The 9517-nt window shown below is 65.3% G+C and carries 10 protein-coding genes; 8 read left to right on the top strand and 2 right to left on the bottom strand.

Annotated elements, in window-relative coordinates; genetic code table 11:
• Nucleotides 1-201 precede the first annotated feature (201 nt).
• The 6 genes from JHD73_RS15710 (at nucleotide 202) to JHD73_RS15735 (ending at nucleotide 6192) form a co-directional block, all read left to right on the top strand.
• A complete protein-coding gene (locus JHD73_RS15710) occupies nucleotides 202-1308 on the top strand; it encodes an S-(hydroxymethyl)glutathione dehydrogenase/class III alcohol dehydrogenase (protein WP_199031199.1) in 1107 nt (368 codons plus the stop codon).
• Nucleotides 1309-1326: 18 nt separating this feature from the next.
• Nucleotides 1327-2199: an S-formylglutathione hydrolase gene (gene fghA, locus JHD73_RS15715; RefSeq protein ID WP_199031200.1), complete on the top strand. Its 873-nt coding sequence runs from the start codon at nucleotides 1327-1329 to the stop codon at nucleotides 2197-2199.
• 192 nt (nucleotides 2200-2391) lie between these two features.
• Nucleotides 2392-3216, top strand: a complete 825-nt coding sequence (locus tag JHD73_RS15720; protein ID WP_199031201.1) for a paraquat-inducible protein A — start codon at nucleotides 2392-2394, stop codon at nucleotides 3214-3216.
• A complete protein-coding gene (locus JHD73_RS15725) occupies nucleotides 3213-3914 on the top strand; it encodes a paraquat-inducible protein A (protein ID WP_199031202.1) in 702 nt (233 codons plus the stop codon). The genes JHD73_RS15720 and JHD73_RS15725 overlap by 4 nt, the downstream gene beginning before the upstream one ends.
• Nucleotides 3911-5554 carry an intermembrane transport protein PqiB gene (locus JHD73_RS15730; RefSeq protein WP_199031203.1) on the top strand — a complete coding sequence of 548 codons (1644 nt, stop codon included), beginning with the start codon at nucleotides 3911-3913 and terminating at the stop codon, nucleotides 5552-5554. Before JHD73_RS15725 ends, JHD73_RS15730 begins: the two co-directional genes overlap by 4 nt.
• The gene (locus tag JHD73_RS15735) at nucleotides 5551-6192 is read left to right on the top strand and encodes a membrane integrity-associated transporter subunit PqiC (protein ID WP_199031204.1); all 642 of its coding nucleotides are present in this window, start codon (nucleotides 5551-5553) and stop codon (nucleotides 6190-6192) included. The genes JHD73_RS15730 and JHD73_RS15735 overlap by 4 nt, the downstream gene beginning before the upstream one ends.
• Before the next feature lie 11 nt (nucleotides 6193-6203).
• On the opposite strand, the gene JHD73_RS15740 is transcribed toward JHD73_RS15735, so the two are convergent.
• Nucleotides 6204-7676 (bottom strand): PLP-dependent aminotransferase family protein, encoded by a 1473-nt coding sequence (locus tag JHD73_RS15740; protein WP_199031205.1) that lies wholly within the window; start codon nucleotides 7674-7676, stop codon nucleotides 6204-6206.
• Between the two features lie 194 nt (nucleotides 7677-7870).
• On the opposite strand from JHD73_RS15740, the gene JHD73_RS15745 reads away from it, so the two are divergent.
• Nucleotides 7871-8239, top strand: a complete 369-nt coding sequence (locus tag JHD73_RS15745) for a hypothetical protein (RefSeq protein WP_199031206.1) — start codon at nucleotides 7871-7873, stop codon at nucleotides 8237-8239.
• On the opposite strand, the gene JHD73_RS15750 is transcribed toward JHD73_RS15745, so the two are convergent.
• Complete coding sequence (locus JHD73_RS15750) at nucleotides 8236-8655, bottom strand: hypothetical protein (protein WP_199031209.1); 420 nt, start codon at nucleotides 8653-8655, stop codon at nucleotides 8236-8238. The two genes, JHD73_RS15745 and JHD73_RS15750, sit on opposite strands and share 4 nt — an antisense overlap.
• Before the next feature lie 81 nt (nucleotides 8656-8736).
• Here JHD73_RS15750 and JHD73_RS15755 point away from each other — a divergent pair, with 81 nt between their 5' ends.
• Nucleotides 8737-9372 (top strand): hypothetical protein, encoded by a 636-nt coding sequence (locus JHD73_RS15755; RefSeq protein ID WP_199031207.1) that lies wholly within the window; start codon nucleotides 8737-8739, stop codon nucleotides 9370-9372.
• Nucleotides 9373-9517 lie beyond the last annotated feature (145 nt).

Raw genomic sequence — 9517 nt, forward strand, 5'->3', positions numbered from 1 at the left:
TTCCGCCATGTAAGACAAGCAGCACATCGCCCTGTCAGCTGTGCCGTCGCTCAAGAAACGGCCGTCGTAAGGAAATCTGAAGCCTGATCTGATGCCTGTTACGCACGCGACACATTGCCGTGGCAGGCAACACTCTACAATCGCCCGTCTCGTATGACGCCGACGGCCAAACGGCTCCCCCACTTACCAAAAGGAGTACACATGAAGACCAAAGCCGCCATCGCCTGGAAAGCCGGTGCTCCGCTCACCGTGGAAGAAGTTGACCTGCAAGGCCCGCGCGCCGGCGAGGTGCTGGTCGAGATCAAGGCCACCGGCATCTGCCATACCGACTACTACACGCTCTCGGGCGCCGATCCGGAAGGCATCTTCCCGGCCATCCTCGGCCATGAAGGCGCGGGCGTCGTGCTGGAAGTGGGCGCAGGCGTCACTTCGCTCAAGGCGGGCGACCACGTGATCCCGCTCTACACGCCGGAATGCCGCCAGTGCAAGTTCTGCCTCTCGCGCAAGACCAACCTGTGCCAGGCGATCCGTGCCACACAGGGCAAGGGCCTGATGCCTGATGGCACCTCGCGCTTCTCGATCGACGGCAAGCCGCTGTTCCACTATATGGGCACGTCCACGTTTGCCAATCACATCGTGGTGCCGGAGATTGCGCTGGCAAAGATCCGCCCCGATGCACCGTTCGACAAGGTCTGCTACATCGGCTGCGGCGTCACCACGGGCGTGGGCGCGGTGGTCTACACGGCCAAGGTGGAAGCCGGCGCAAACGTGGTCGTGTTCGGTCTGGGCGGCATCGGACTGAACGTGATCCAGGGCGCCAAGATGGTGGGCGCCGACAAGATCATCGGCGTCGACCTGAACCCCGCGCGTGAAGCCATGGCGCGCAAATTCGGCATGACGCACTTCATCAACCCGAACGACGTGGACAACGTGGTGGACCACATCATCCAGCTCACGGATGGCGGCGCGGATTACTCGTTCGAATGCATCGGCAACACGAAAGTCATGCGCCAGGCGCTGGAGTGCTGCCACAAGGGCTGGGGCCAGTCGATCATCATCGGCGTGGCCGAGGCCGGGGCGGAGATCAGCACGCGCCCGTTCCAGCTCGTGACCGGGCGTGAGTGGAAAGGCTCGGCCTTCGGCGGCGCACGCGGGCGCACCGACGTGCCGAAGATCGTCGACTGGTACATGGAGGGCAAGCTCAACATCGACGACCTCATCACGCACACGCTGCCGCTCGAACGCATCAACGAGGGCTTTGATCTGATGAAGCGCGGTGAGTCGATCCGCTCGGTCGTGCTGTACTGAGGATCGAGGAACCACGCGATGACCATCCCGGTGCCCGCACTTGAGCTGATCTCGGAGCACGCCTGTTTTGGCGGCGTGCAGCGTTTCTATCGGCATGACTCGTCAGCGATCGGCCTACCGATGCGCTTTTCGGTCTACCTGCCGCCGCAGGCGCTGGCGGGCACCCGCTGCCCCGCGCTGTTCTACCTGGCAGGCCTGACCTGCACGGAAGAGACCTTCGCCATCAAGGCCGGCGCACAACGCGTGGCCGCACGCGAAGGCCTCATCCTGATCGCGCCCGACACCAGCCCACGCGGCGCCAACGTCCCTGGCGAAACCGACCACTGGGATTTCGGCGTCGGCGCCGGCTTCTATCTGGACGCAACGCTGGCACCCTGGCGCGAGCGCTACCGGATGGAGAGCTACATCACCGAGGAGCTGCACCACATCGCGCGGATCGCCTTTCCGGTCGCCCATGGGCGCATCGGCATCTTCGGGCACTCGATGGGCGGGCACGGTGCGCTGACGCTGGCACTGCGCCACCGGGAGCGCTTTGCCTCGGTGTCGGCGTTCGCGCCCATTGCGCATCCATCCATGTGCCCGTGGGGCATCAAGGCGTTCACGGGATACCTCGGCGACGACCGCGCCGCATGGGCCGCGCACGATGCCACGCTGCTGATGCACCAGGCGCAGTGCCCGTTTCCCGGCGGCATCCTGATCGATCAGGGCGAAGCCGACACATTCCTCGCCGAGCAGCTGTATCCGGATGACTTTGCCGCCGCATGTGCCACCGCCGGGCAGCCATTGCAGTTGCGCCGCCACCCCGGCTACGACCACGGCTACTACTTCATCTCAACGTTCATCGAGGACCACCTGCTGCACCACGCTGCGCAGTTGCATGGCCGCAGTTAGCAGGAGGACAACCTTCAAACAATGTGGATGGCGGGATTCTTGCAGCGCCTCCACCGTCAAAATGCGGATCCAAGGTGTGGGCGACTATACATTCACCCCTGTATGTATAATCGCCCCCACTTGATCCGGTGCAGGGCTGCGCTTTGCGATATCGCGCAGAAGTGATGTAACGGCCCGGTCACCGGCCAGACGATGGAGTTGTTCGACGTGAAATTCCCCTTCCCGCTGCCGCAATCGTGGCGTGCGGCCCTGCCCGGGCTGGCGCCAGATGACGCATCGGGCACCGCTTCCGCCTCACCCGCCGCCCCGGTCGCACAACCGCTCCCCGGGGATCCCGACGCGTGGATCGCCTGCGAGCATTGCGACACGCTGCATCGCCACGAGGTCATCGCGCTGGATGAAGAGGCGCGCTGCACGCGCTGCGGCGTCAAGCTGTATCGCAACCAGAGCGAGCGGCTCTCGGTACTGCTGCCGTTAATCGTAACGGGGCTGATCGTCTACTTCGTCGCCAACAGCTTCCCGATTGCCGAGCTCAACGGCGGCGGCAACCGCAGCACCACTACGCTGTGGGGCGCTGTTGAAGCGCTGTACAACTACAACATGGTGTTCGCGGCTGTACTGGTTGGCCTGACCACGTTGCTGTTCCCCCTGCTGTACATGACTGTGCTGGCACCGCTGCTGATTGCACGACTGCGCGGGCGGCAGCATCCGGCGGCTGCACTGGCGCTGCGCGCTGCGGCGTTGATCCGGCCCTGGGCCATGATCGAGATCTTCATGCTGGGCGTGGTGGTGGCGCTCATCAAAGTGGCGCACATGGTGTCATTGCAAGCCGACGCGGGCTTATGGGCATTCGGCGCGCTCACGGTGTTCATGACGATTGCGCTGTCGATCGATCTGCGCCCGTTCTGGCGCGAGATCGGCATGACGCTTCCACCGGGCACGCATGTCAACGCACCCACCGGCATGGATGCCGCAGCCCGCCCCGGCGAAACCACCGATGGCGAGGGCCGTGCATGAGCAACACCGCAGCCCCCATCCGGGCCACCGCACATGGCCTTGCCACGTGTGAGCGTTGCGGCCTGCTCGCACGCATGCCCGGCGCACAGACCGCCGCCAAGGCCGCGCTCGCGCACGACGATACCCCCGAGCACGCCGCTGCGCCGGTCTGTCCGCGCTGTCTGTCGCCCATGCACGCGCGCAAGCCCGACAGCCTGATGCGCTGCTGGGCACTGCTGATTGCTGCGATGGCCATGTACCTGCCGGCCAACATGCTGCCCGTGATGATTACCGACACGCTGGTCGGCACGCAGCAAGACACCATCATGAGCGGCATCGTCTACTTGTGGACGTCGGGCTCGTGGCACCTGGCCATCATCGTGTTCATCGCCAGCTTTTTTGTGCCGCTGGCCAAGCTGGGCATTCTGGCGGTGCTGTGCCTGTCGGTGCAGCAGCGCTGGCGCTGGAACCCGCGCTTTCGGACGCGGCTGTATGTGATTGTCGAGGCAGTCGGCCGCTGGTCGATGCTCGACGTATTCGTGGTGGCATTGCTGGCGGGGCTGGTGCACTTGTCCACGCTAGCTGTCATCAAGCCTGGCCCCGGTGTCGGGCCATTCGCCGCCGTGGTGGTGCTGACCATGTTCGCCGCCCGCTGTTTTGACCCCCGCCTGATCTGGGACGCCGTCGACGAGCCCGATCCCGATGAGACCGACGCATGACCGACCCCATTGATAAAGAAAACGTCCCGCCGCCGCGCCGCGTGAAACGCAAGCGCTGGCTGCCTTCGCTGATCTGGCTGGTGCCCATCGTTGCACTTCTGGTGGGTGGCACGCTCATGGCGCGCGTGATCCTGGCGCGCGGCGCGCAGATCACGGTCACCTTCAGCTCGGCCGAGGGCATCGAAGCGGGCAAGACGCGTGTGAAGTACAAGAGCGTCGACATTGGCGTCGTGAAGTCCATCGGGCTGACGGACGATCGCTCCGGCGCCGTCGCACTGATCGAACTCACTCACGACGGCAAGGCCTTCGCAGTATCCGACGCGCGCTTCTGGGTCGTACGCCCACGTGTTGCAGCAGGCAGCGTCTCGGGGCTGGGCACGCTGCTCTCAGGCGCCTACATCGGTGTAGACGGCGGGCGCTCCCACGACAGGAAAACCACGTTCAAGGGCCTGGACACGCCACCCGCCATCTACGCCGACACCCCGGGCAAGCAATTCACGCTGCATGCGCCAGATCTTGGCTCGCTCGATATCGGTTCGCCGGTGTACTTCCGCCGCGTGCGTGTAGGACAGGTCACCAGCTACGACATCGATATCGATGGCAAGGGCGTGACGCTGCATGTCTTCGTGAATGCGCCGTTCGACAAGTTTGTCGCACGCGGCACACGCTTCTGGAACGCCAGCGGGATCGACCTCAAGCTCGACGCCAACGGCCTGAAGCTCGACACGCAATCCTTGCTGACCGTCGCACTCGGCGGCATTGCCTTCCAGACGCCGGAAGAGGCCGACCATGAGCCGGCCACGCCCAACACCGAGTATCAGCTCGTGCGCAACGAAGCCACGGCACTCAAGGATCCGGAGCACATTTCGCAAACGGTGGTGATGTACTTCCATCGTTCCCTGCGCGGGCTGACCGTGGGTGCACCGGTGGAGTTCAAGGGCATCAATGTGGGCGAGATCAAATCGATCGGCATCCACTACAGCAAGAAGCATCATGAGTTCGTGCTGCCCGTCACTGCCACGCTGTACCCGACGCGCTTTGGCATGGACATTCGCGACGACAACCCGCAACACGCAGCCGAGGATGTCCGCACACAGTTCGACGTGCTCATCAAGAACGGCATGCGCGCGCAGTTGAAAAACGCCAGCTTGCTGACCGGCCAGCAATTCGTGCAACTCGACTTTGTCGACCCGGGCGACCGCGAGAAGACGCCGCCTCGCTTCGGCATGCGCGAACGCGACGGCGCCTATGTCTTCCCGACCGCCGACAATCCAACCGACGACATTGAAGCGCAGCTCGCCGGCATTGCCAAAAAGCTCAACAAGGTACCGTTCGAGCAAATCGGCCAGGACATGCATCGCGCGCTCGGCACGCTGGACGCCACGCTCAAGCAGACTGAACAGCTGGCCAAGACGGTGAACAGCGACCTGGCTCCGCAAATGAAGGAAACACTGGCAGAGGCACGCCGTACGCTGGAGACCGCGCGCCAGACCTTCTCCGACGACGCGCCGCTGCAACGCAACGCACGCGACACGCTGGAACAGGTCGCCAAGGCCGCCGCCTCGGTGCGCGTGCTGACCGATTACCTGCAAACCCACCCCGAAGCGCTGATCCGGGGCAAGGCAAAGGATGCGCAATGATGCAAACGTCGATGCTGTCGTCTTCTCTTCGATTGGCCGGCGCTGTTGCCGCTGCCGCTCTGGTAGCGGCGTGCGCCTCGCCCGAGCCGACGTTGCATACGCTGTCGCTGCGCAACGAAGCGCCCGCGCCCGATGCACGCTTCCAGCGCGCTTTCCGCCTGTCAGGCGTGCGTGTGCCTGAACGCCTGGACAAGCCGCAGATCGTGCTGCGTACGTCTGACAGTGAAGTGCAGGCGCTGGAGCAACAGCGGTGGGCGTCACCCTTCGGCTCGGAACTGCGTGATGCGCTGTCGGCCAATCTGGCCGGCGCACTGTCAGCGGTGGATGTTGGCGGCGGCGTAGCGCCTGCGGGCGTGCCGCTCTACCGCATTACTGCGGACATGCGCAGCTATGACGCGCGCCCCGGCCAGAACGTGACGGCGCTGGTGACCTGGCGTGTGGCGCGTGATACGGCAACGCAAACGCAGGGCCCGGCCGCCGCCCTCACCTGCCAGAACACGTTGACAGCACCGGCCAGTGCGGGTGTCGATGCGGTGGTGGCATCGACTCAGCAGTTGGTGCAGCAGTGGTCGCAACAGATCGCACAGAGCGTGCAGGGTCTGGAGTCGCACGCAGCCATGCCGGCCTGGTGCCGGTAGTTGCGCCTCGATTACGCCTCGGTGAGTTGCCGCGTCAGCTCGCCCAGCGTGGCCAACGCAGCCTCCAGGTTGGCCGAGGGCTCCAGCCCGAAGCAGATGCGGAAGAAATGATCGAAGCGGTTCAGGTTCGAGAACATCGTTCCCGGCGCAATGCGGATGCTGTGCTTGAGCGCAGCATCAAACAAGGCCACTGACGACACGTTGGTCGGCAACTCCACCCACATCGCCAACCCGCCCGACGGCACCGACAACCGCGTACCGGCCGGAAAGCACTCCGCAATCGACTCCGCCATGCGCTCGCGCTGCTCGCGCAATGTCTGGCGCAGCGTGCGGATATGGCGGTCGTATGCCCCCGAGGCAACAAAGCGCCCGGCCACCACCTGCAAAAGCGAATCGTTCGGCCGCGACTGCGCAAACTTCAGCATCTGCACACGCCCCTGCCAGCGCCCGGCTGTCATCCAGCCCAGGCGCAGGCCGGGTGCCACCGTCTTGCTCAAAGAGGCGCAGTAAATCACGTTGCCCGTGCGGTCCCACGCCTTGAGTGCCTTGAGCGGTGTGTTGCTGTCGGCCAGCGGGCTGTAGGTGTCGTCTTCAATCAGGGCGATGTTGTGTTGCTCGCAGAAGGCCGCCATGCGCCGCTTGGCCGCGTCGGGCATGATGCTGCCCAGCGGGTTTTGCAGGTTGGGCACCACCACCACCGCCCGGATGTTGTCGTATGCCTGCACCGCCATTTCCAGCGCTTCAAGCGACATGCCGGTGCGCGGGCTGGTGGGAATCTCCACCGCGCGCATGCCCAGGCTCTCCAGCACTTGCAGCAAGCCGTAGTACGTGGGCGATTCCACCGCCACCGTGTCGCCCGGCTGCGCCACCGCACGCAACGCGAGGTTCACCGCTTCGATGCAGCCATGCGTGACAACCACTTCGTCCGGTGCAATCTGCATCCCCATGTCGAGCGCGCGGCGCGCCACGGCGATCTGCAGTTCCGGGTGCCCATTGGGCGTCACGGCCTGCGTAAGCAGGAACGGATGCCGGCGCAGCACCTGCGTGGTGATCCGGTTGAGTGCGGCCGACGGGTACAGCGCCGGCGCCCCGCTCGCCCCCGACAGATCAACACGTGCATTGGCCTGCTGCCCACGCGCCACGATGGCCGACACGCGCGCATGCACGCCCACGTAAGCAGCCGGATCCGGCGTGGCCACCTCCGGCTCCTTGACCGGCGCAAGCAAGGCACGGCGCGGCTGGCGCACAAAATACCCCGAGCGCTCGCGCGCTTCCAGCCAGCCCTCGGCTTCGAGATGCCGGCACACCTGCAGCGCCGTTGACAGGCTCACCCCATGTGTACGCATGAGCGTGCGCACCGACGGCATGCGTTCGCCCGGCATCAGCACCCCGCTGCGAATTGCGCCGAGGTAGTGATCAGCCAGCATCCGATAGAGAGGCTGTGCAGGCTGCATGGGCGGGAGGGTCAACTCGGTGACGGTCATGACGGGCGGACGACGGTGAGAGTCTCCCGCAGATCATGCAGGCAAGGACTTCACCGCAACAGATACAGACACCGCAAAACTGTACCGCAACAGATGGGCGCAATGCGGGCGCTGTTGTGGTGCAAGCGGCGCTTTCTGTGTCTGTTACGGCCCAGGGCACATGCTTAGGCTGCAGTCATGCACAGGAGATCGACATGACTGCCAGCACCCCCGACACCCCACTCCACACCGAATGGCCTGCCTTGCTGACCGGTGAATCGCGCCTTGAATGGCTGCCGGCCCGCACCACCATCGTGGTTCTGGCAGGCAGCATCACGCTGGAGCACCCGCCGCGCTGGCTGGCCGGCGAGGCGTACCGGGTCCGCCAGACCTTTACGGAGGGCCATGCGTATGCGCTGGAGACTTCCGGTTGGTGGGGCTTGTATGCGGACCGGCCGGGCGGCGCACAACTGCGCGTGCTCGTGCCCGTTGGACCACCTTACCGGTGGGCATGGCTCACACCACTGCGTCGCTGGCTGGCGTTGCTCGGCGGGCAGCAGCAGACGCGGCGCGGGCGAGCCTAGCGCTCTCGCGGCGGTGCGGCGCCAGGGTTGCGATGGCCGTCATCCCGGCGGATGGATGCGTTCTCGAAGTCTCCCGGGTCTTCCTCGCCGACCGCGCTCTCGCTGGGCAAAACGGGGAGATTCGGTTTGGCACGATCGACAGGGTCGTCGCGCGCCTGACGCTCGGCGCCGGGCTTGTGTTGCGAAGGATGCTTCTGCGGCTTCATGGTCGGGCTCCTGCTTGGCATGGCGTGTTGGCCCCTGGCAAGCCGACGCAACCGGCGTACCACGCAAGCACGGCACGCACCGCCCTGCCGTGCAGGCATCTGCCTTGCTACACCCTGGTCACGCACCGCCGATACCGCCAACGCCAACAGCAGCACATCGACACACCCGCCGCGCGTTGCGCGCCACGTGCTGCTGTGCCGCCAGCGCATGCGCAGCCTGCGCTTTACACTGGCGCTCGGACTTACCGTCCACCCCCGCCCACGCTTGGGCGCATCCCATTGGAAACCGCCATGCCACGCCTGTCTCCCACAGCCGGCAACTTCGCCGCACTGGCCATCGCCGCCGCCTCGCTCTTCACGCAAACCACCTTCGCCGCCGACAGCGCGCCGCCCACCCGCGTGCGCGCGACCATCCTCGCCACGCACGGCAACACCATCGACGTGGCCGACAAGGCGGGGAACAAGGCCACCGTCACCGTGCCCGCTGAGGTGACCGTCACGGAAGTCGCCCCGATCGAGCCGTCAGCCATCCAGGCCGGCAGCTATATCGGCACGGCCGCTGTGAAGCAACCCGATGGCACCTTGCGCGCGCTGGAAGTGCACGTGTTTCCCGACGCCATGCGTGGCACAGGTGATGGCCATCGCCCGTATGACCTGGGCCCGAACAGCTCCATGACCAACGGCACGGTCGAGCAGGCCGGCGCCATGACAGGCGCGCAGGGCCGCACGTTGTCGGTCAAGTACAAGGATGGGGAGCAGCGCATCGTGGTGCCGCCCGAGGTGCCGATCGTCACCTTTGCGCCGGGGCGGCGTGATGAACTGACGGCCGGCGCGCACGTGGTGCTGTTCGTACGCGCCGATGCGCAAGGCGCGCTGACGGCGCAGCGCGTGCTGGTGGGCAAGGACGGTCTCGTCCCGCCGATGTGACGATGCGCGGGGTGCCCGCGGGAGTGTCAGGATTTCCGTGTTCAAGGCTGGGGTTGAGAATCACACGGACGGTCGAACGAATCGATCTGCATAGAGGATAGCGAATTGGTTCATAGCGTCCTTCCAAGCGAGACCGGGGCGGTTC

It is taken from the genome of Ralstonia sp. ASV6 (genome assembly GCF_016429285.1).
GTDB classification, from domain to species: domain Bacteria; phylum Pseudomonadota; class Gammaproteobacteria; order Burkholderiales; family Burkholderiaceae; genus Ralstonia; species Ralstonia flaminis.